A 19,663-nucleotide genomic window follows, 5' to 3' on the forward strand; every position below is an offset into this window, starting at 1 on the left:
GGCTCGCGGGTGAGGCGGGGATACGGCAGTTCCTCGACATCGGTTCCGGCATCCCCACCGAGCCCAACCTGCACCAGATCGTCCAGAGCGCGGCTCCCGACGCACGGGTCGTGTACGTGGACAACGACCCCATCGTCCTGGCTCACGCGGAAGCACTGCTGAGCGGGACCACCGGGGGAGTGACGGCGTACCTCGACGCCGATGTTCGTAAGCCGGAGAAGATCCTCGAACTCGCCGCCGACGTGATCGACTTCGACCGGCCCGTCGCGCTCTCCCTGATCGCTCTGCTGCACTTCGTAGGAGACGGCGGCGCAGGGGAGGGGCCGAGCGAGGGGGCGTACGCCCTGGTGGGGCGGCTGATGGAGCGGCTTCCCGCCGGGAGCTGTCTGGTGCTGTCACAGCTCACCGGTGACTTCGACCCCGAGAGCGTCGAGAAGGGGGTGGCCTCGTACGCGGCGGGCGGTGTGACGCTCGTACCGAGGTCGCACCGAGGAATCAGCCGTTTCTTCGACGGGCTGGACATGGTGGAACCCGGCCTCGTCCAGGTCGTCGACTGGCATCCGGAGCTGAGCCTCGGCGAGCTTCCGGTGGAGACGCAGCCGGTGCCGATCTACGGTGGGGTCGCCCGCAAGCCGTAGCGCGACGGGCGCATGGGGCAGGGGTCGCCCGGAGACGGCCCCTGCCCATCTGCTGTTGCGTATGCGCGCGCTGCCCACTTCCGCAGCTCGACCGTGAAGCCGCGAGCGGTGGAGACGGTCGGCGTCTTGATCTCCGTGATCCCGGTCGCGGGGTCGGTGAAGCAGCCGGAATCGGCCGCGGCGAACGCCGCCGCCGAGTTCATCCGGTGCAGTCGGCTGTGGCCCATGACGACCTGCGACAGGGCGTTTTTGGCGTGCACGGTGAGATCGTACGAGCGGGCGGACACCTTGCCCTCGTAACTGCCCACGCTCGCACCGATCTTGACGGTGATGTCGCCCTTCCCGCCGTGGGCGGGTGCCTGGACCCGTACGTGCTGGGTGGCCGATGCTCCCTGCGCGAACTCCCGCGTCACACCGTCGCCCTCGTAGAGCGTGCAGCCCGTGGTGCCGGGTGGATGTCGTAACCGAGCCGGGTCCTCCCAGGACAGGGTGCCCTTGGGTCACATCGGCACGATCGATCCGCCCTTGACGAAGAGCGGCAGGGTATCGAGCGGTGCCTGGTGGCCGTCGACCGTGGTCGGGCCCCGTGAAGTAGTACGCGTCCAGGCGCAGTTCCTGCTGACCGGTCCGCACCGGGGAGCGCTTCAGGCTCTGCCGCATGCCGCCACCGGTCCAGCGCAGCGGCTTCTTGTAGACGCGCATCACCACTCCTTTGGAGCGGATTCCGTAGTAGGTGCCCGCGTCGAAGGCGCTGGTGTGCGGTTGTGCGGTGGGACGGCGTCGGATCATGCGGCTGTCCTTCGGGTCGGCGAGTACGCCGTCCGGGGATGCCTGAAGCCGCAGAGTGTCGTCGGTGAAGAACTCGGCGCGGGCCTTGAGCGGACCGGCCTGCCTGATCGCGCCATGGCGGGAATTGGTGACCGGCGCGTGGCACATCCCCGACTTTTTGATCAGTCCTGATCAGAAAACGGTCTCTCTGGACCGAAAAAGTGGTGAGAACGGTCGTGAATAGTGCCTAAAGACTCACCGAATTTCCCTATAGTGAAGCCGCGTTGATCATCCGACCACCGCAACGAGCGAAGCCTTCGTCGCAGGAGATTCCGTACGATGACGACGCCCGCATCCGCGGTGCCCGACCGCCCGTCCGTATCCCCGGCGCCCCCCGTCGGACGCTGTCCGGCAGGTGCCGGTACGTCCGCCGTGCCACTGAGCGGACCCGAGTTCCACACGGAACCCCATGTCGTCTACCGCGCCATGCGGAGCGAACACGGACCCGTCGTACCCGTCGAGCTGCCCGGCGAGGTGCCGGCCTGGCTGGTCATCGGCTACCGGGAGCTCCACCAGGTCACCAGCGACGGCGAGTTGTTCCCCAGGGACGTCGCGCTGTGGAACCAGTGGGGGAACATCCCCGAGGACTGGCCGCTGTTGCCGATGGTCGGCACCCCGATGCCGTCCATCTACTTCACCGCCGGGGCCGAGCACCGACGTCACGCCGCGATGGTCGGGCAGGCGCTTGAGGAGGTCGAGCACTTCGAACTCCGCAGGGACTGCGAGGAGTTGGCCGATCGCCTCGTCGACGGACTCTGTGACCGCGGCACGGCGGACCTGATCGCCGACTTCGCTGTGCCGCTGCCGGTGCTCGTCCTCGCCCGTCTGATCGGATTCCCCGACGCGGACGGTCCGCGGATCGCCGAGGTGCTGAGGGATCTGGCCGACGGCGGTCCCGGCGCGCAGGAGGCCCATCTGCGGTTCGGCGAACACATGCAGCGGCTGCTGGCGGCCAGGCGGGCCGCACCCGGCAACGACGTGACCTCGCGCATGCTGGCGTACGCCGGAGAGTTCACCGATCAGGAGTACGTGCTCGATCTGATGGCCATCACGGCGGCGGGGCACCTCACCACGGCCGACTGGATCGGCAGCTCGCTCCGGCTGATGCTCACCGACGACCAGTTCGCCGTGGCGCTCTCCGGCGGTCGGCACAGCGTCGCCGAAGCCATGAACGAGGTGCTCTGGGAGGAGGGCCCGACGCAGATCCTCGCCGGTCGCTGGGCGGCCCGCGACACCCGGCTGGGGGGTCGGAGCATCCGGGCCGGGGACATGCTGCTGCTGGGCCTGGGTGCCGCCAACGCCGATCCGCACATCCGGCAGCATCTCTCCACCTCGGGAGGGCTGTCCGGGCAGAGCGGCAACAGCGCGCACCTGGCGTTCAGTCACGGCGAATACCGCTGCCCCTTCCCCGCGCAGGAGATCGCCGAAATCATCGCCCGCACCGGGATCGAGGTGCTGCTCGACCGGCTGCCCGACCTGGAACTTTCGGTACCCGCAGAGGAGTTGGTGCGGCGACAGTCCGCCTTCCTGCGGGGGACGACCGCGCTGCCCGTCCGGTTCGCCCCCGTCCGTCCGACAGGAGACTTGTCTTGAACTGCCCGCACGCCGCCGCCCGGGAAGCCGCTTCGAGTGGTGGGGCCGTTGTCATCGACCCGCTGGTCCAAAACCTGGACGGTGAGACGGCACAGCTGCGTGATGCCGGTCCGCTCGCCAGGATCGAACTGCTCGGCGTCCCGGCCCTGACCGTCACCCGCCATGCCCTGGCCCGCCAACTGCTCGTCGACCCCCGGCTGGTCAAGGACCTCGATGCCTGGGGGCTCTGGCAGCGCGGCGAGGTCACACACGAGTGGCCGTTGATCGGCGTGATCGATGCCGGGCGTTCCATGTTCACCGTGGACGGCGCCGAGCACCGACGACTGCGCACCAAGACCTCCCAGGCGCTCACACCGCGCCGGCTGGAGGAGATACGCCCGGAGATCGAGAAGTTCACCGAGGAACTGCTCGATGCCCTCGCTGAACGGAGCGAGCGGAACGAGGGCGGTGCGGTCGACCTCAAGTCCGTGTTCGCCCAGCCGTTGCCGATGCGGGTCGTCGGCATGCTGATGGGTGTGGACGAGGCCCAGCACCCCATGCTGATGAAGCGGTACAAGGCGTTCTTCTCCATGCTCACACCGCAGGAGGAACGCCTGGCGCTGCTGGCGGAGTTGGACGTCTTCTACGCCGCTCTCGTACGCGAGAGGACGGCGCGTCCGACCGACGACCTCACCAGCGCCCTCATCCTTGCCGAAGAAGGCGGCGAACCGCTCACCGAGGAAGAGGTGGTGGGCAATCTCAAGGCGATGGTGGCCGCCGGGCACGAGACCACCATCGGGCTGATCCTGAACGCCGTACGGGCCCTGCTCACCCACCCCGACCAACTGCGCAGGGTTCTCGACGGTGAGATCCCGTGGGAGACGGTGATCGAGGAGACCCTGCGCTGGGACACCCCCACCACTCATCTGCTGATGCGGTTCGCCACGGAGGACATCCAGGTGGGCGACGACGTGATCGCGAGGGGGGAGGGAGTGGTGATCTCCTATCGCGCCATCGGCCGTGACGTCGAGCAGCACGGGGCGGATGCCGACTCCTTCGACATCACCAGGCCGGCTCCGATCCGCCACATGACCTTCGGCCACGGACCCCACATCTGCCCCGGAGCCGCGCTCTCCCGGGTCGAGGCAGGCATCGCCCTGCCCGCACTGTTCGGGCGTTTCCCCCGGCTGCGGGCGGCCATCGCGGACGAGGAGGTCCGCAAGCTGCCGGTGATGACGCAGAACGACATGGAAGCCTTCCCCGTTCTGCTGCACGGCTGAGAACCTGACGACCCGTCGGGCACCTCGTCGGTGGGATACAGTTCTGGCAGGTCATGAGTTCCAGTGCACAGCCCCGGCTAACTGGACGGCACCCCGCTCCGCTGCGGGTGCTCCGGGTGACGACCGGCCCCATGCGCGGCGCATGGGGAACAGCGGACCATCGGGGCGGCGCACCTGGGGTCCATGATCCTGGGAAGGCGAAGAAGCATGCTCCCCCATCCCGTCCGGAACGACGACTGCCCCAGCCACGGCCCCGGTCACCACGTCCACTGGATCCACGCCAGGAAGTGCCACCAGGAGCCCGGCCAGGCCGTGGAGCTCCTGCTCACCTCCGGTGACGTCGGCGCCGACGGCTGGATCGAGCTGCGTCCCGCCTTCGATCACGCCGAGGAACTGCCGAAGGTGTGGACGCATGCCCCGGCAGCCCTCACGGAACTGCTCGCGCAGCACCGCGGACGCGTGTTCTGGCTGCCGCGGTGGCACGCCCTGAAGCTGGTGGACTCCGCAGGCCGTGCCACCGCCCTGGTCAACGCCGGTTTCGAGGGCGGCCCGCTCTGCACGACGACGGCCCCCGACCTGCGGCGGACCGCCGGCGGCACGAGCTACGGTCTGTAGCCGCCCGTCAGCGCAGCGCGTCCGCCAGTGCGCTGTCCGCCGCGGCGCGCGACTCCTGCCAGAGGGTGGTCACCGGCTCCCACACATGGACTCCCTCAGGCATGCCCACGGTGGCCCCGCCGAAGGCGACGCCCAGATGGGAGGGGTCCGCCGCCACGGACAGGCTGCCGACGACGTGGCCTTCGGTGGCCGCCGGGTCCGCGGTCCGCACGGCGGCGTACGCCCGCTCGTCCCGGGACAGTACGTACGGCCCGCTCCCGGTGGGCGGGACGGCCTCGGCGGAGCCGTCCAGGCCCCTGAAGGTGATCGTGGGGATCCGGTCGACCACGCAGGACCGGTTGCCGTTGTTGGTGACGCTGATACGGGCGACGTTCCGCTGTCCGCCGGGTGCGGCGTGTACTTCGAGGGCCTTTTCCTGGCAGGTTCCGAGGCGGCTCGCGGTACCGGCGGGCGCGGGGCCGGCCGTTGCCGACGCCGTGGTGACGGTCAGTGGCAGGGCGGCTGCGACGGCGAGCCCGGCGGTGAGAGCGGAGCGGAGACGCATGGTGTTTCTCCCGTTGGATCGACAGCCTGCGGATACGGCCGGACGGCCCGTCGGCCGGTGCGGCCGACATGGACAGTGTGAACTGTATGGCCCGACCTCCGCGACAGATCGGATATATCCGTCCGATGTATCCGGTGCCGGGACGGGCTACCACGGGTGTCGGCCTCCTCGGCCGGGGGCCGGGCCGACACAAGCGGCATGCGGCGCTTCGGGTCGGAGCCGCTCAAGGGGCGGGGCCGCCGGGGACCGAAGCGGCCACCGGGCCCGGCGCCCCGCCCCGTGGGCCGTCACCGTGTCCGGACGGTCGCCATCACTTCCCGGTCCGGCTGAAGCGTCAGTGCCGGTACCGGCTCGATGACACCCGGGTCCACGTCCAGCTCGAAGCGGCGCGCCAGCACGGCCAGGATCAGCACCGCCTCGACCATCGCGAACCGCGTGCCCAGACAGACCCGGGGGCCGCCGCCGAACGGGAACCAGGCGTACTCCGCGATGTCGTCGCCGGTCTCCGGATCCCAGCGCTCGGGGCGGAACTCCTCCGGCTCGGGGAACCACCGCTCGTCGCGCTGGGTCACCCACTGGCTGGTCCACACCCGGGTGCCCTCCGGCATCGGGACACCGCCGATCTGCGCGCCCGCCTTCGCGACGCCGGTGACCAGCCAGATCGTCGGGTACAGGCGCAGCGTCTCCTTGACCACGGACTGGGTGTACGTCAGCCGCGCGTAGTCGTCGAACCCCGGCTCCCGGTCGCCGAGAACCCGGTCCAGCTCCTCGGTGAGCGCGGTACGCACCCGCGGATTGCGGGCGAGCAGATACCAGGCCCACACCAGGGTGGAACTGGTCGTCTCGTGCCCGCCGATGTACAGCGTGACCGTCTCGTCGCGGATCTCCTGGTCGGTGAGGTGCGCGCCCGTCTCGTCGACCGCGGTCAACAACCGGCTCAGCAGGTCGGGGCGTTCGTCCCCGCCGTCGCGATGGCGGGCGACGACCCGGCCCACCTCGGCGTCGATGACCGCCGCGGCCTTCTTGATCCTGGCCCGGCCCGGAGTCGGCACCCAGTCCGGCAACAACGCGCCGATCCCGGCGAACTCCTTGCCGATCTCCTGCTGCGCCACATCCATCGCCCGGCCCATCGCCTCGGCGTCGGCCGCCGTGTCGACGCCGAAGATGGTGCGCACAGCGATCCGCTGGGTCAGCGCCGCCATCTCCCGTTTGATGTCGATGCGTTCACCGGCCGACCAGGTGTCCGCCAGCTCCACCGTGCTGCTCGCCATCGTCGCCGCGTACGACCGCACCTGCTTGGGCCGTACGGAGGGCTGCACCAGCGACCGCTTCCGCCGCCAGTCCGTGCCGCGGGCGACCACCACGCCGTTGCCCATCACGGTCCGGAAGGCGATCCCGAGCGCCGGCTGGTCGAAGGAGCGTTCCGTCTCGGTGAGCAGCTCGCCTATGCAGTCCGGATCGGCTATGTACACACATGAGTTGGGGCCGAACCGCCAGCCCACCATGTCCCCGTGGGAGCGCAGACGCTCGAAGAAGGCGAGGGGGTTCTTTCCGAACTGCGGCAGGCTCCCGAGGAACGGCAGCCCCTTCGGGCCCGGCACGATCCGGTGGCTCCGCGGCTCGGCGTCGATGGCCGGGCCGGTCTCCGTGGACATGAAAGTCTCCGCTCCCTTGTGGCGCACCCGAATCGGTGCGCGGCGACCTGACTTCAGCGCTACCGCACGCCCTGGAACAAGTCATCGGCCTTGTGCGGTACGTGAGTTGTCGAGGGTAGCCGCGCGGCGCCGCTCCGGGAGCACCCGGGCGGCAGGGTGGCCGAGGAGACGCTGTCCGTCACCGCCGGACGGGCCCTGGTCCGGGCCCGTCCGGCGGCGTGCCGGTCTCCTGGTCCGGAGCCCGTCCCGCTGCGTGCGCGGGTCAGACGCCCGGCGGGACCCGGGACGGGCGGCCGCTGCCGCGGGGGTGGGTGTATCCGAAGAGGGCCGCGAGCGCCCCGAGCACGCCGCCGCCGACCGTCCACAGCCAGCGGTCGGTCCACCAGCCCGACGCCCAGCCGTCCTCGGGCTCACTGCCGAGCGAGACCTTGGGCGAGGTGCCGTCGTCGCCGGCGGCCGAGCCGTCCGAGGCCTGCTTCACGGAGGACGCGCCGGGGACCAGCGGCTCGGCGAGGGTGCCGTCCACGTCACCGGCGCCACCCTTGTCGGCCGCCGTGATCTCGACCTCGGTCTGTACCGGAAGGCCGAGGTCCGCCGAGGGCAGGTCGACGACCGTGAGGCGTACGTAGTAGCTGCCCGGCAGTGGGTCGTCGGCCCACGGCTCGGACCAGGCGCGGACGGTCCGCAGGACGCAGGTCAGCTCGACCGCCGACGCGTCGGCCGCGGCCTTGCCGGTCTGGCGGCCGTGCATGCAGGCCTGGCGGCGCCGCAGCCCGTCGTACACATCGACCTGCCACGTCGAGGCGCCGTGCCGGGTGGCGCTCTCCGGCAGGGTGATCTTCGCCTTGACGGTGGCCCGCTGGCCCGCGTCGGCGGGGAACACCCAGTACAGGTAGTCACCCGTGGACGCCCCGGCGGTGGCCCGCTGGTTCTGCTGGACTGCTGTCGCCGTACGGAAGGTGGTGCCGGCCTCGGTGGGGCCGGAACCGTCCTCGGAGGCGCTCGGGCTCGGGCTCCCCGACGGGTCGTCGGCCACCGCGCTGCCCGCCGAGGTCAGCAGGGCGAGCCCGGCGAGCAGCGCACCCGCGAGTACACGTGTCGTACGCATCAGTTGGTCCTCCAGACGGCGACGCGCCAGCGCGAGATCCAGCCGAAGACCAGGCCCGCGATCAGCCCGGTGAGAACCAGTACGCCCAGCAGCCACCAGCCGCGGCCGAGTCCGAACGCGGCCACGTCGGCCGCTTCGTCCGGGGCGTCCACCAGGTCCACGGTCAGCTCGACCGGCATGCCCGGCGAGGTCTTCACCGAGGCCGGGGCCGAGTAGGAGTTGCTGACCTGGAGACACACGGTCTCGGCGGCCGGCTTGTCACCGCTGTCCGTGTCGTCCTCCTCGGCCTTCGGGTAGCGCAGGCCGGAGGAGATGGCATCCGTGCGGCCGGTACCCGACTCCGATCCCCGTACGATTTCCCGGCCGTGCACGGTCAGCGCCCGCAGCAGCACGCCGTAGTCGTTGTTCACGGCGCGGTCGGCGAAGACGCTGACCGAGGCGCGCAGTTCCTGACCGGGCAGCACATCGACCCGGTACCAGCGGTGCTCACCGAACTTCTCGCGGTCGGTGTACAGGCCGGCCTTGAGCTGCGGTGCCGCGGAGCAGCTGTCCGCGCCCTTCGTCGCCACGGGGGTGACCACGGGCTCGGCGGCCCGGTCGACCAACTGCTTGACCCGGCCGGAGAGTTCATCGGTGTGCTGGACCGCGGTGTAGGTGCCGCCGGTGGCCTCGGCGATACAGGTCAGCTGCTCACGGATCTTCGCGTTCGGCACCAGGCCCAGTGTGTCGATGACGAGGTGGATGCCGCGGGCCGCGATGTCACGCGCGACCTCGCACGGGTCGAGTGGGCCGCAGGTGTCCTCGCCGTCACTGATCAGAACGATCCGGCGGGTGGAGTCACCGCCTTCGAGGTCGTCGGCGGCGCCCAGCAGGGCCGGGCCGATCGGGGTCCAGCCGGTGGGGGCCAGGGTGGCGACCGCGGTCTTCGCCTCGGTACGGTCCAGCGGGCCGACCGGGTAGAGCTGCTTGGTGTCCTTGCAGCCGACCTTGCGGTCGTTGCCCGGATAGTCGGCGCCGAGCGTCCGGATGCCGAGCTGCACCTGCTCGGGCACCGCGTCCAGGACCTCGTTGAACGCCTGCTTGGCGGCTGTCATCCGGGACTGGCCGTCGATGTCACGGGTCCGCATGGAGCCGCTGACATCGAGCACCAGCTCGACCTTGGGGGAGGCTTTGGCGGGGGCTTCGTCGGCGGCGGCGGGGAGCGCCGAACCGAGCCCGGCGGTCAGGGTGGCGAGCAGGATGCCCACTCCGACCGTCAGCCTTTTTCTTATGATCATCGCCGGATACTAGTGAAGATCGCTTCGCTTCCCCAAACCGGTCCGGAGGCGGCTGGGGAACCGTCAGAAACCGCCGAGCAAGGGGCCCGAGGCGCGTTCCAGGACCGATCCGACCCGCTCCCAGGTGGCCGAGTCCCGCTGGACGGGGGGAAGCCGGGTGTCCTCGCCGGTGCTCCAGCCGGTGGCGATCGCGACCGGATCGGTGCCGGTGGCCGCGGCCGCGGCCAGTGCGGCGGCGCCCAGTGCCACCGGCTCGCCGATCCCGGGCATGATCACGGGACGGCCGGAGAGCCGTCGTACCGTCTCCACCCAGGCCCGTCCCCGGGCACCGCCGCCGATCAGCCGCAAGGGGCGGGTGGCCACCTCGGGACCGGCCGGGTCGAGGCCGCAGGACCGCAGCAGTTCGTCGAGGGCGCGCAGCACGGTGACGACGGCGCCCTCGTAGGCGGCGCCGAGGAGCTGCCGGGGCGTGGTGTCGTGCCGCAGCCCGGTGAGCAGGCCGGCGGCAGTGGGCAGATCGGGGGTGCGTTCGCCGTCGAGGTAGGGGAGGAGCACCGCCTCGCCGCCCAGGGACGTGTCGTCGCGGTCCAGGCCGAGCAGGGCGGCGACCTTGTCCACGGCGAGCGTGCAGTTGAGGGTGCAGGCCAGCGGGAGATACGTACCGTCCGCCGCGGCGAATCCGGAGAGCGCCGGTGACGCGGGCCGGGTCCGGGATGCCGCGAAGACCGTTCCCGAGGTGCCGAGGCTGAGGACGGGGTGATCGAGGAGCCCCGCGCCGCCCAGTCCGAGGCCGATGGCGGCGCTCATATTGTCCCCGGTGCCCGCGGCCACGGCGACCGTGCCGGGCAGTCCGAGCGCGTCGGCCGCTTCGGCGGTCAGTGAGCCGACGCGGGTCGCGCCGGTCTTGGCCACCTCGGGCAGCAATGCGGCGTCCAGACCGAGGAGTTCGAGAAGCTCCGGGTCGTAGGCTCTGGTCGCGGTGGAGTACCAGCCGGTGCCCGAGGCGTCGCCGGGGTCGGTGGCGGCGGCGCCCGCGAGGCGTTCGGTCAGGAAGTCATGGGGGAGGCGTACGGCCGCGGTCGCGGCGGCGTTGTCCGGTTCGTTCTCCCGCAGCCACTGCCATTTCGACGCGGTGACGGCGGCCACCGGCACCGATCCGGTCCGCGCGGTCCAGGCGTCCGGGCCGCCGAGCGCCTCGGTGAGCGCGGCGGCCTGCGGGGCGGAGCGGGTGTCGTTCCACAGCATCGCGGGGCGCAGCGGGCGGCCCGACCGGTCGAGGACGACGAGTCCGTGCTGCTGTCCGGCGATCGCGATGCCGATCACGGCCGACGCGGCGACCGAGGACTCCTTCAGCCCGGCGCTGACGGCGTCGCGCAGCGCGTGCCACCACAGCTCCGGATCGCTCTCACGGGCCCCCGCCTCACCGCGCACGACATGCGGGGCGCGGCCCACGGCCAGCAGCCGGCCGCTCGCGGCGTCGACGAAGGCGGCCTTGGTGGACTGGGTGGAACTGTCCACGCCGATGACGACGGTACGCGGCGGCATGGCGCCCTCATTCCTGTGCTGAGCGGGGTACGGATTTTAGTCGTGTGCAAAACAAAATACGTGACCGAGTCCGTGCCGAACAGTGGCCCGTGCGGGGGTTACGCGCCGACCGCCACCCATGCATCATTAGTCATGACACTGAACAAATAAGGTTCGGGCGCCTCGACCGGTCCCGCGCCCGACGGCACCGAAGGCGGCCAGACGATGACGGAACGCTTCACGCCCACCCCCGACGACAGGTTCACCTTCGGACTCTGGACGGTGGGCTGGCAGGGACGAGACCCGTTCGGCGACGCGACCCGCGCGGCGATCGACCCGGCCGACTCCGTGCGGCGGCTCGCGGAGCTCGGTGCGTACGGTGTGACATTCCACGACGACGACCTGATTCCGTTCGGCTCGACGGACACCGAGCGCGAAGGGATCGTGAAGCGGTTCCGCCAGGCGCTGGACGCGGCCGGGCTGGTCGTTCCCATGGCGACGACGAACCTGTTCACCCACCCGGTGTTCAAGGACGGCGCGTTCACCGCCAATGACCGGGACGTACGCCGCTACGCCCTGCGCAAGACGCTGCGCAACATCGACCTCGCCGTCGAGCTCGGCGCCACCACCTACGTCGCCTGGGGCGGCCGCGAGGGCTCCGAGTCCGGTGCCGCCAAGGACGTCAGGGTCGCCCTCGACCGGATGAAGGAAGCCTTCGACCTGCTCGGCGATTACGTCACCGAACAGGGCTACGACCTGAGGTTCGCCATCGAGCCCAAGCCGAACGAGCCGCGCGGCGACATCCTGCTTCCCACCATCGGTCACGCCCTCGCCTTCATCGAGCGTCTGGAGCGCCCGGAGCTGGTCGGCGTCAACCCGGAGACCGGACATGAGCAGATGGCCGGGCTGAACTTCCCGCACGGCATCGCGCAGGCGCTCTGGGCGGGCAAGCTCTTCCACATCGATCTGAACGGCCAGTCCGGCATCAAGTACGACCAGGACCTGCGCTTCGGCGCGGGCGACCTGCGCCAGGCCTTCTGGCTCGTCGACCTGCTGGAGACGGCCGGTTACGCGGGCCCGCGGCACTTCGACTTCAAGCCGCCGCGGACCGAGGACCACGACGGGGTCTGGGCCTCGGCCGCGGGCTGCATGCGCAACTATCTGATCCTCAAGGAGCGCGCCGCCGCGTTCCGCGCCGACCCCGCGGTGCGGGAGGCGCTGCGCGCGTCCCGGCTCGACGAACTCGCCCGCCCCACCGCCGAGGACGGCGTGACCGGGCTGCTGGCCGACCGCTCCGCCTTCGAGGAGTTCGACGTCACCGCGGCGGCGGAACGGGGGATGGCGTTCGAGGCCCTGGACCAGCTGGCGATGGACCACCTGCTCGGGGTCCGCTGAACCCGGGACGCCACCGGGTCACCCGGTGGCGTGCCCCGCGTACGCCACCGGGTCGGCCAGTACCCCCGTCAGCACCTGCGCCGCGCCGCCCCGTGCCGCGTCACCCGCGACGGACGAGGCGCGCAGCCGCCCGCTTCCCGGGGACCAGAGTCCCGACACCACCCGGCCGGTCAGCTCCTCGTCGGCGGGCGGCGACAGCCACGGCATCAGGTTCCGGTAGATCCCGCCGAGCACCACCGCGTCCGGGTCGAGCAGATTCACCGCCCCGGACAGCACCCGCCCCAGCATCCGGCCGGCCTCCGCGACCGCGGCCAGCGCCCGTTCGTCCCCCGAGCGGGCGCGCCGTTCCAGCTCGGCCACCCCGGCTCCGCCGCCGGACTCCTCGATCCCGGCGGCCCGCAGGAGCGCCGTCTGTCCCGCGTACTGCTCAAGACAACCGCGCGAGCCGCACCGGCACTCCGGTCCCTCGGCGTCCACCACCACATGCCCGATCTCCCCGGCGAATCCGTGCGCCCCGCGCAGCAGTTCACCGTTGATGACCAGTGCGCCGCCGACCCCGATCTCGCCCGTCAGGTAGAGGAAGCTGCGCAGAGCGCCGAGCCCGCCGAACCAGAGCTCGGCCAGCGCCGCCAGGTTGGCCTCGTTCTCGGAGATCACCGCCGGCGCCTCGTGCCCGGGGCGGGCGCGGGCGAGCGCGGCCGCGAAGAGATCCTCGGCCGGAACCCGGTTCCAGCCCAGGTTGGGCGCCTGGCGCACCGCACCGCCGGAAACCAGTCCGGGCAGCGCGAGCGCCACCCCGGCCGGGAAGAGTTCCTGCTCGCGCGCCGACTCCAGGGTGCGCGCGACGATTCCGGCCGCCCGCGCCAGGACCTCCGCCGGGGGTGCGCCGCGATTGTCGAGGTGCTCGGTGAGCCGCACCCGTCCGGTGCCCGCCAGGTCGACGACACACACCGAGACATAGTCGATGTTGACCTCCACGCCGAGCCCGGCAGGCCCGGTGCGTGCCACCTTGAGCGCGGTCCCGGGGCGGCCCGCCTGCCCGCTGAAGGTCTTGCCGGACTCGGTGAGGAAACCGATGCCGAGCAACTGCTCGACGAGGGAGGAGACCGAGGCCCGGGTCAGTCCCACCCGTGCCGCGACCCCGGCCCTGGTCGCCCCGCCCTCGGCCTCGTCGCGGACGGCCCGCAGCACCAGGCTGAGGTTGCTCCGGCGCACAGTGTCCTTGTCGGCCTTGGGCCCCAGCGGTGTGACGTTGCTCTTCATGTCGGGGCCGAGCCTATGCGATCCCTTGTGTGAACCGCCGTACCGGTCGGACAGCACCGCACGGCGTGACTGCCGCGCCACGAAGGGGCCGAGTGCCGTTCCCGTACCTGTGGAGGTCGCCGTTTCATGACCGCGTGGTCCGTTCGCGGCAGGGGAGAACCCTTGCCGCGAACGGACCACCGGTGAACCCGCCTCCGCCCGCGCGGTCAGCCCGTCGAGCCGCGTTCCCTGAGCATGTCCGCCATGAGCGCGATCTCCGACTGCTGGCCCCGCACCATGCCCGCCGCCAGGTTCCTGATCGCGTCCGTGGCCGCCGAGTCGGCCGCGGCCCGGGCCATCTCCGCTCCCGCCCGGTGGTGCGAGGTCATCAGCTTCAGGAACAGCACCTCGGCGTCCTTGCCCTTCGCCGCCCGCAGCGCGTCGAGTTCGGCGTCGGTCGCCATCCCGGGCATCAGCGAACCGTCGCCCCTCGGTGTGAAGGTGTGCCCCATCCACTCCATGGGCGGAGCGGCGGAGGACTTCGCCAGACCCCACATCTCCAGCCAGCCGAGCATCATGCCGCGCTGGTTGGCCTGCGTGTTGATGATGTCGTACGCGAGCCGGCGCACCGCCTCGTCGGACGTGCGGTCCCGGACGATGAACGACATCTCGACCGCCTGCTGATGGTGGATCGACATGTCACGGGCGAACCCGGCATCGACCGATGTGTCCGAGGGGGCGGCCGGGGAGGAGGCGGAGCCCGCGGACGAGGACGGTCGTACGAGCATGAGCGCGACCAGGCCCAGCGCCAGCAGCAGCACCACGCCGCCGGCCAGCACCATCGGGCGCGAGGAGCGGACCGAGGATGTCACTGGGCGACCCCGCCCGTGCAGGCCGCGCCCGGCTCAGGGGTCTGCGGGCCCTGCACGTACTTGGTGAAGAACTGCCCGACGCGGGCGTCGGCGGCGCCGGTCACCGTCACCTGCTTGCCCCAGGCACTGAGCATGAGCGGGGCGGCCTGGTCCTCGACCGGGCTCATCAGGGAGTAGGGCGTCGCCTCGACCCGTTCGCGGAGCTTGTCGAGGTCGGCCGGCTTCGCCTTGCTCGTGTACGTGACCCAGACCGCGCCGTGCTCAAGGGAGTGGACGGCGTTCTCCTTCGGAATCGCCCTGGTGTAGACGTCGGCGTTGCAGTTCATCCAGATCGGGTTGTGATCGCCGCCGACCGGCGGGTTCATCGGGTAGTCGACCTTCTTCTCGACGTGGTCCTGAGTGAGCTTGTCCCAGGCCCGCTCGCCCTTCACCGGTGAGGACTTGGCCTCGACCTCGGCCTTTTCCTTGTCGTCGGCGGCGGACATCAGGTAGCCGCCGCCCGCGACGAGCGCGGCGACCACGGCGACGGACGCGGTGATGGTGATGATGCGGCCGCGCCGCTCGCGGGCCCGTTCCTTGCGGCGGGCCTCCTCCAGCTTTGCGCGTCGTGCGGAGGCAGGGGTGTGCTGCTGTTTGGCGGAAGCCATGGGGAGTCCTTCGGTTCAACAAGACTGATGGAGCTGAGGGCATGCGGAGTACGTTCGCCGGTGTCCCGGGGAACGGGGCCTGCCTCTAGATCCGTTGAACCTGCAGACGGAGATGGTCGACTTCCCGCACGGCGTCGTTGGACGGGCCGCGGATCGCGGCCGCGCCGGTGAGCGGGGCGACAGGCGCGGTGATGGTCGCACCGGGAAGAGCCACGGGTGCGCTCTGGCCCGGCAGCACGACCGGCGTCGCATGCTCGGAGGGTCCGTGGCAGGAACTGCCCGCGCCCCGGTCCTCGGGGGAGTCGGCCACCACGATCCGCGCGAACACCTGGTCCGTGGGTGTCATCCCCCGGACGATTGTCGCGGGGTGGGCGCTGGAGTCGTGCGCGGCCGGGGCCGTGATCGAACAGCACGAGACCATGGCGAGCAGTACGAACAGCCAGCCGAGCACGGCCGACGCGCAGGTGCCCTGCCTGCGTCGGCGCGTCCGTTCGGTCAGCCCGTTCATCCCGTCATCGTACGCGGTGTGTGAAGTTTCAATGAGGGGTGGACGGGGTGGATGTTGTGCACGTGCCCCCTTGCGCGACAGTCCGTGCGAACGCGACAGTCCGTGCGAAGGGGCACCGGGGAGTGCGGCAGCCGGCCGGTCGACACGGGACGGAGCCGGCCCCTGATGTCGGTTGACGAGCGGGTGGGCTGACGGGCGGGTCCCCTGGCGCCGCGGTCCGCCCCTCGGGAAGATGTGCCCATGCCGTACCTGGTGCCGCCCCACATTCCTCCCGGTCGCCTCGCGGACTCCGCGCAACCGGCTCTCGCGGTCGCCGACGACCTGCTTCTGCGGCCGTGGCGGCGAGCGGACGCACCGGCGGTGGTCGCCGCCTTCGCCGATCCGGCGATCCAGCACTGGCATCTGCGCCGGGCCGACACCGAGGACGAGGCGCGCGACTGGATCAAGCAGTGGCAGGACGCCTGGAACAGCGAGACCGGAGCCCATTGGGCCGTCGTGCGCCCCGAGCGAGCGGGCGACGGGAGGGAGGAAGTGCTCGGGCGGGTCTCGCTCCGTTCCCTGGTGCCGACGACCGGCATGGCGGAGTGCTCCTACTGGGTACTGCCGGCCGCCCGCGGACGGGGCGTGGCGCCCCGGGCCGTCTCGTCGCTGGCCCGCTGGGCCTTGGACGAGATCGGCTTCGAGCGGCTCGAACTCGCGCACTCCGTGCTGAACCAGCGTTCCTGCCGGGTGGCGGCCAAGTCGGGCTTCGCCCTGGAGGGCACCAGGCGCCGGTCCCTTCTGCATGCCGACGGCTGGCACGACATGCACCTCCACGCACGGCTCCGCGGAGAAGACGCCAACGGCTGACCGCGACGGAGGCGGCGCCGACCGTGCGATCCAGGCCGAGGCGGCGCCCCGCCCTGCTAGGAGGCGGTGGCCCAGGGCGGCGCCGCCCTGCTTGGCCTGCCCGCCTCCCGGCTGGAGACCGGCGACCCGGCCGACTTCGTCCTGGTGGCCGCGGGTTCGCTGCCCGAGGCCGTTGTGGACCGCCCGATTCCGTCCATGGTGGTACGCGCGGGCCGGGTCATCGCCCGTGCGGGCCGACTGATCCGAGGCGTGCGGGGCGGGGTGTGTGCCTCGGGCGCGCCGGGCCCGCACCGTATGGCGGGGTCGGTCAGCCGCGGTCGAGCGCGCGATCGGTGAGGGGGCCCGCGCAGCCGGTGTACCGGGCGGGGTCGGTCAGTTCGCCCAGGTCGAGACCGGCGAGTTCGGGTTCCTCGTCGAGCACATCGGCGAGGACGTCGGCCAGGTCCGTGGTCTCCACGCGGGCCCGGTCGGCGGCGCCCACCAGAACCTCCTCGGCGCGCTTGCGGCCGATCCGTTCGGCGAATACGGCGGCCAGTCGCTCCGAGACGATCAGCCCGTCGGTGAGCTGGAGGTTCTCCCGCATGGCGTACGGGACGACGCGCAGTGTGCCGGTGAGTTCGGCGGCGCCGTGCGCGGCCCCGCCGACGAGCCGCAGCAATTCGCGCAGCGGTTCCCACTCGGCGTGCCACGCTCCGGCCGGCCGCTCGTCCTCGGCGGCGAGCGAGCCGTACAGCGTCGCCGCCAGGCCCGGGGCCCGGCGCGCGGCCGCCGCGATCAGCGCGGCCTGCACCGGATCGGCCCTGTGCGCCATGACGGACGATCCGTCGCCCTGCCCCTCGGTGACCTCACCGATCTCGGTACGGGACAGGATGAGCACATCGGCCGCCATCTTGCCGAGCGCGCCTGCCGTGAAGGCGAGTGCGCCCGCCAGATCCGCGATCGGGGTACGCAGGGTGTGCCAGGGCAACAGCGGTTCGGCCAGGCCGAGTTCGCTCGCGAACGCCTGGACCAACGGCAGTCCCGGATCGATCCCGTCGATGTCCTGGGTAGGTGCGTACGCCTCGAAGGCGGCCAACGTTCCTGCCGCGCCGCCGAGTTGTGCGGGAAGCGACTCCCGTACGGCCGAGAGCCGGTCCCTCGCGTCAAGGATCAGCGCCCGCCACCCCACCGCCTTGAGTCCGAAGGTGGTGGGCACGGCGTGCTGGGTGAGTGTCCGGCCGGCCATCGGGGTGTTGCGATGCGCGGTGGCGAGCCGCGCCACCGCGTCCGCGGCCCGCGCCAGATCGTCGAGGACCAGGGCGAGGGTCCGCGCGGCGACGAGCATGGCGGCCGTGTCGAGGATGTCCTGGCTGGTCGCCCCCCGGTGCACATACGGCCGGACGCCCGGCTCCACCGCGGCGACGAGATCCATGGCCAGCGGGACGACCGGATCGCCGCCCGCGCGTGCGCGCAGCGCCAGGTCGCGTACGTCGAACCGGACCGCGTCGGCGGCCACCGCGGTCACCGCCCGCCCGGCCCCCGCGGGGGCGAGCCCGCAGTCGGACTGGGCACGGGCGAGCGCCGCCTCGGCGTCGAGCATCGCCTGCAGAAAGGCGCTGTCGCCGGTGGCCGTCTCGGTGGGGGAGCCGGCCCGCCCGGGGGCGAGCAGTCCGGCGTCGCTCTCGTACATCGGCTGAACTCCAGGTGGGCGGTGCTCGCTCGCCCGCTGTGGGTGGATGTCGGACCGGTGGCTGCGCGAGTTCGTGGTGTCGCGAGCGGCGTGACCCCGCGAGCCCGGCATGACCCAGACCCTGAAAGCTGTCCCGTAATCCCTGGTGGATCAGCGTGCGGCGTCAGATGCGGTGCATCGCAAGGCGGACCGGACAGCCTCAGCCCTCGCCGGCTGCCCGGTGGATGCCGAAGACCGCGCCCTGCGGGTCCCGCACGACCGCGATCCGCGGCCCGTCCGGGATGTCGGTCGGCGGCATCAGCAGTTCGCCGCCGGCGCCCTGAGCCGTGGCGGCCGTCGCGTCGACATCGGTCACGGCGAAGTACGGCAGCCAGCTCGGCGGCGCCTCCGGCGGGAACCTGTCGTCCATGACCAGCATCCCGCCGAAGTCCTCACCGGCCACGCCCCACTGCGTGTACCGATCCGATGCGGCGTTCACCGTCCACCCGAAGACCGCGGGGTAGAAAGCGAGCGCCGCCTCGGCCTCACGGGTGACGAGTTCGACCCAGCCGAGCGCACCGGGGTCGTTCAGCCGCTCGGCACCGGCGAAGGCGCGCCCCTGCCACAGCGAGAACACCGCACCGGACGGATCGGCGACTACCGCGAACCTGCCCTGGTCGAACACGTCCATCGGGCCGACCAGGAGCGTGCCGCCCGCCGATTTCACCCGCTCGACCGTGCCGTCGGTGTCCTCGGTGGCGAACGCGACGGTCCAGGCGGTCGGCTGGCCCGGCTGATAGAGCGGGCTGAGCGCGGCCACCCGCGCGCCGCCGAGGTGCGCCATCGTGTAGCCGCCCGCCTCCTCGCGCGGATCGGTCTCGGGGCGCCAGCCGAAGAGTGCCGCGTAGAACGACTTGGCGGCCGGGATGTCGGGGGTGCTCAGCTCGATCCAGCAGGGGCCGCTGGGCACCGGTTCGGTGAGCTTCATCGGGGTTCCTCCGTGGATGGATGCGCGCATGGCCGCGCACCTGTGCCTGCCTGTCCTTGCGCAGTTGAACGCTATGACCTCGCGCGAGGAGTGGCCATCGGGGAAAAATGTTTTACGGGTGTAATATCCGCTAAGGTATTTGAGTGAGTGATACAACTACCCGGTCCGGGCCGCTCTCCGTCCGGAGACTCCCATTGGCGGCCCCGCTGCGTCTCGCCCGGCCCTCGGACATGTGGTTCAAACCGGCGCTGAGCGTCGTCGTCGCCACGGCCGTACCGGATCTGGTGCTGTTCGCCGCCGACCGGCTCGACCTGGTGATGTACACGATGGCCGGTTCGCTCTGTGCGCTGTACGGCCACAGCCTGCCGTACGCCCGTCGTGCCCGAGCCGTCGCCGGAGTCGTCGTCTCCATGGTCATCGGCATGGCGATATCCCTGGTCGCGGCCTCTCTCACCGACTCGACCGCCGTGCTG

19 protein-coding genes, 1 pseudogene and 1 riboswitch are annotated in these 19,663 nt (G+C 71.4%); of the genes and pseudogenes, 8 read left to right on the forward strand and 12 right to left on the reverse strand.

Going from position 1 to position 19,663, the window contains the following annotated elements; translation table 11 throughout:
• On the forward strand, positions 1-638 hold a 638-nt coding region (locus ABZY11_RS33175; protein WP_356482711.1), incomplete at its 5' end, for an SAM-dependent methyltransferase.
• On the opposite strand, the gene ABZY11_RS33180 is transcribed toward ABZY11_RS33175, so the two are convergent.
• Positions 611-1,126 carry a DUF5110 domain-containing protein gene (locus ABZY11_RS33180; protein WP_356482727.1) on the reverse strand — a complete coding sequence of 172 codons (516 nt, stop codon included), beginning with the start codon at positions 1,124-1,126 and terminating at the stop codon, positions 611-613. The genes ABZY11_RS33175 and ABZY11_RS33180 overlap by 28 nt on opposite strands.
• Positions 1,127-1,745: 619 nt before the next feature.
• Here ABZY11_RS33180 and ABZY11_RS33185 point away from each other — a divergent pair.
• The 3 genes from ABZY11_RS33185 (at position 1,746) to ABZY11_RS33195 (ending at position 4,933) form a co-directional block, all read left to right on the forward strand.
• On the forward strand, positions 1,746-3,059 hold the full coding sequence (locus ABZY11_RS33185; RefSeq protein ID WP_356482712.1) for a cytochrome P450: 1,314 nt from the start codon (positions 1,746-1,748) through the stop codon (positions 3,057-3,059).
• Positions 3,056-4,318 (forward strand): cytochrome P450, encoded by a 1,263-nt coding sequence (locus ABZY11_RS33190; RefSeq protein WP_356482713.1) that lies wholly within the window; start codon positions 3,056-3,058, stop codon positions 4,316-4,318. Before ABZY11_RS33185 ends, ABZY11_RS33190 begins: the two co-directional genes overlap by 4 nt.
• A gap of 49 nt (positions 4,319-4,367) precedes the next feature.
• Positions 4,368-4,477, forward strand: a riboswitch (SAM riboswitch).
• 48 nt (positions 4,478-4,525) lie between these two features.
• The gene (locus ABZY11_RS33195) at positions 4,526-4,933 is read left to right on the forward strand and encodes a hypothetical protein (RefSeq protein WP_356482714.1); all 408 of its coding nucleotides are present in this window, start codon (positions 4,526-4,528) and stop codon (positions 4,931-4,933) included.
• A gap of 7 nt (positions 4,934-4,940) precedes the next feature.
• Here ABZY11_RS33195 and ABZY11_RS33200 read toward each other — a convergent pair whose 3' ends face one another.
• The 5 genes from ABZY11_RS33200 to xylB all read right to left on the reverse strand — a co-directional run bounded on the left by ABZY11_RS33200 (position 4,941) and on the right by xylB (position 11,062).
• Entirely contained in the window at positions 4,941-5,477 is a 537-nt protein-coding gene (locus ABZY11_RS33200) for a DUF4232 domain-containing protein (RefSeq protein WP_356482715.1), read from the reverse strand.
• A 287-nt stretch (positions 5,478-5,764) separates the two neighbouring features.
• Positions 5,765-7,132 carry a cytochrome P450 gene (locus ABZY11_RS33205; RefSeq protein ID WP_356482716.1) on the reverse strand — a complete coding sequence of 456 codons (1,368 nt, stop codon included), beginning with the start codon at positions 7,130-7,132 and terminating at the stop codon, positions 5,765-5,767.
• A gap of 262 nt (positions 7,133-7,394) precedes the next feature.
• Entirely contained in the window at positions 7,395-8,240 is an 846-nt protein-coding gene (locus ABZY11_RS33210; protein ID WP_356482717.1) for a hypothetical protein, read from the reverse strand.
• A complete protein-coding gene (locus ABZY11_RS33215) occupies positions 8,240-9,517 on the reverse strand; it encodes a VWA domain-containing protein (protein WP_356482718.1) in 1,278 nt (425 codons plus the stop codon). The genes ABZY11_RS33210 and ABZY11_RS33215 overlap by 1 nt, the downstream gene beginning before the upstream one ends.
• A 63-nt stretch (positions 9,518-9,580) precedes the next feature.
• Positions 9,581-11,062: a xylulokinase gene (gene xylB, locus ABZY11_RS33220; RefSeq protein WP_356482719.1), complete on the reverse strand. Its 1,482-nt coding sequence runs from the start codon at positions 11,060-11,062 to the stop codon at positions 9,581-9,583.
• Positions 11,063-11,266: 204 nt separating this feature from the next.
• Between xylB and xylA the strand changes: the two genes are divergently transcribed.
• Positions 11,267-12,436 carry a xylose isomerase gene (gene xylA, locus ABZY11_RS33225; RefSeq protein WP_356482720.1) on the forward strand — a complete coding sequence of 390 codons (1,170 nt, stop codon included), beginning with the start codon at positions 11,267-11,269 and terminating at the stop codon, positions 12,434-12,436.
• Between the two features lie 18 nt (positions 12,437-12,454).
• On the opposite strand, the gene ABZY11_RS33230 is transcribed toward xylA, so the two are convergent.
• The 4 genes from ABZY11_RS33230 to ABZY11_RS33245 all read right to left on the reverse strand — a co-directional run bounded on the left by ABZY11_RS33230 (position 12,455) and on the right by ABZY11_RS33245 (position 15,705).
• Entirely contained in the window at positions 12,455-13,699 is a 1,245-nt protein-coding gene (locus tag ABZY11_RS33230; protein WP_356482721.1) for an ROK family protein, read from the reverse strand.
• A gap of 206 nt (positions 13,700-13,905) precedes the next feature.
• Entirely contained in the window at positions 13,906-14,520 is a 615-nt protein-coding gene (locus ABZY11_RS33235) for a DUF305 domain-containing protein (RefSeq protein ID WP_356482728.1), read from the reverse strand.
• A 26-nt stretch (positions 14,521-14,546) separates the two neighbouring features.
• Positions 14,547-15,197, reverse strand: coding sequence for a DUF3105 domain-containing protein (locus ABZY11_RS33240; protein ID WP_356482722.1), 651 nt, complete (start codon positions 15,195-15,197; stop codon positions 14,547-14,549).
• Between the two features lie 85 nt (positions 15,198-15,282).
• A complete protein-coding gene (locus tag ABZY11_RS33245) occupies positions 15,283-15,705 on the reverse strand; it encodes a hypothetical protein (RefSeq protein ID WP_356482723.1) in 423 nt (140 codons plus the stop codon).
• Positions 15,706-15,945: 240 nt separating this feature from the next.
• On the opposite strand from ABZY11_RS33245, the gene ABZY11_RS33250 reads away from it, so the two are divergent.
• Together ABZY11_RS33250 and ABZY11_RS33255 are read left to right on the forward strand one after the other, a co-directional pair.
• The gene (locus tag ABZY11_RS33250; RefSeq protein WP_356482724.1) at positions 15,946-16,554 is read left to right on the forward strand and encodes a GNAT family N-acetyltransferase; all 609 of its coding nucleotides are present in this window, start codon (positions 15,946-15,948) and stop codon (positions 16,552-16,554) included.
• A gap of 66 nt (positions 16,555-16,620) precedes the next feature.
• Entirely contained in the window at positions 16,621-16,890 is a 270-nt protein-coding gene (locus ABZY11_RS33255) for a hypothetical protein (protein WP_356482725.1), read from the forward strand.
• Here the strand turns inward: ABZY11_RS33255 and pcaB are convergent.
• Positions 16,862-18,223, reverse strand: a complete 1,362-nt coding sequence (gene pcaB / locus ABZY11_RS33260) for a 3-carboxy-cis,cis-muconate cycloisomerase (RefSeq protein WP_356482726.1) — start codon at positions 18,221-18,223, stop codon at positions 16,862-16,864. The genes ABZY11_RS33255 and pcaB overlap by 29 nt on opposite strands.
• Positions 18,224-18,422: 199 nt before the next feature.
• Positions 18,423-19,190, reverse strand: coding sequence for a VOC family protein (locus ABZY11_RS33265; RefSeq protein WP_356482729.1), 768 nt, complete (start codon positions 19,188-19,190; stop codon positions 18,423-18,425).
• Between the two features lie 143 nt (positions 19,191-19,333).
• Between ABZY11_RS33265 and ABZY11_RS33270 the strand changes: the two are divergent.
• Positions 19,334-19,663: pseudogene (locus ABZY11_RS33270) on the forward strand (FUSC family protein); the annotation flags it as partial.

This window comes from Streptomyces sp. NPDC006510, assembly GCF_040611955.1.
Taxonomy (GTDB): Bacteria; Actinomycetota; Actinomycetes; order Streptomycetales; family Streptomycetaceae; genus Streptomyces.